Source organism: Caballeronia sp. AZ7_KS35, from assembly GCF_023631045.1.
Classification (GTDB): Bacteria; Pseudomonadota; Gammaproteobacteria; order Burkholderiales; family Burkholderiaceae; genus Caballeronia; species Caballeronia zhejiangensis.
Genome location: NZ_JALQDV010000089.1, coordinates 1 through 1,224, shown reverse-complemented (window position 1 = coordinate 1,224; position 1,224 = coordinate 1). Strand labels below are relative to the sequence as shown.

Genomic DNA, 1,224 nt, shown 5'->3' with positions numbered 1-1,224 from the left:
TCACTTTCTTTGCTGCTGCAAAGAAAGCAACTGTATTGAGCGTCAAGGGTTGAGTTGGTAAGGATCATGGTTTTGGGGGATTCCAAGTTGTGCCGTCGCGCATCATGGCGTTGAGCTGGGTGAGCATCTTGCGCATTGCTGCGACGAAGGCGACTTTGGTCTTTTTGCCTCTGGCGCGCAGGCGGTCGCAAAACGCCTTGATGTGCGCGTTGGATCGCTGGGCGGCGACGCAGGCCATGTAGAGGGCGCGCCGCACGATGGGGCGGCCGCCCGAGACGTGTCGCTGGCCGCAGTGGGCGCCGCTATCGGAATTGAACGGGGCGAGCCCGGCGAGCGAGGCGATTTCGCGGGCGTTGAGGGTTCCGAGTTCGGGCAGAAAGGCAATGAGCACGGCCGCGGCGCCTTTGCCGATGCCGGGCACCGAGCGCAGCACGGCCTCGGTCTTGCGCCAGAGATCGTTGGCGTGCAGGAAGGCGTCGATGTCGCGATCGGCGTCCTTGATGCGCTGTGAGATGAAGCGAATGAACTCATCGATGCTTGGCAAAGCGGATTTATGGGCGCGTTTGCGGCGATTTTGCTCGGCGGTGAGCATCTCGATGAGCTGTGCACGGCGCAGGATGAGGGCCTGCAACTGCTGGGTTTGCTCGTCGTTCAGGGGTCTGACTTCGGGTTTGATGGTCGCGCCATAGCGGGCGATGAGGCGCGCATCGATGCGATCGGTCTTGGCCCGTACGCCGGCGGACCTGGCGAAGTCGCGCACCCGCTTGGGATTGACCGCGACGGCGGGCAAGCCGGCCTGGCAGAGGGCTTCGAGGACGGCGCGTTCGAGCTTGCCGGTGGCTTCGAGCACGATGAGTTGTGGGTTGAGCGGCAGCAGTCGGTGGATCAGCTGCGCGAAGCCATCGGGAGAATTGGCCAGGCGAAAGAGTTCGGAGGATTCGTGGAAGGCGATGTCGAGAAAGGAGCCGCTGACATCGATGCCAACGAACAAAGGCGAGACGGAAGAGGATTGGATTTGGTTCACCACAGCACCCATACTTGCAAAGATACGAGCTCGAGGCTCAGTCAACTGTCCGGGTTCAAAGCGGTAAGGAGAAGCGGCGCCACCAGCTTTCTTTCGGGCTGTGAGCCCATGTAACACAAACGGGCTACCGCTTCGAGCGAACGGGAGAGATCAGCTTCCGGACGCCAGATTCAATATACAAGTAACCAAAGAAAGCAGCT

Annotated in this window: 1 protein-coding gene; it reads right to left on the bottom strand. The window is 60.9% G+C overall.

Features of this window, described 5'->3' with window-relative positions; translation table 11 throughout:
* Nucleotides 1-64: 64 nt before the first annotated feature.
* A complete protein-coding gene (locus tag NCT05_RS36625) occupies nt 65-1,015 on the bottom strand; it encodes an IS110 family RNA-guided transposase (protein WP_425129925.1) in 951 nt (316 codons plus the stop codon).
* Nucleotides 1,016-1,224 lie beyond the last annotated feature (209 nt).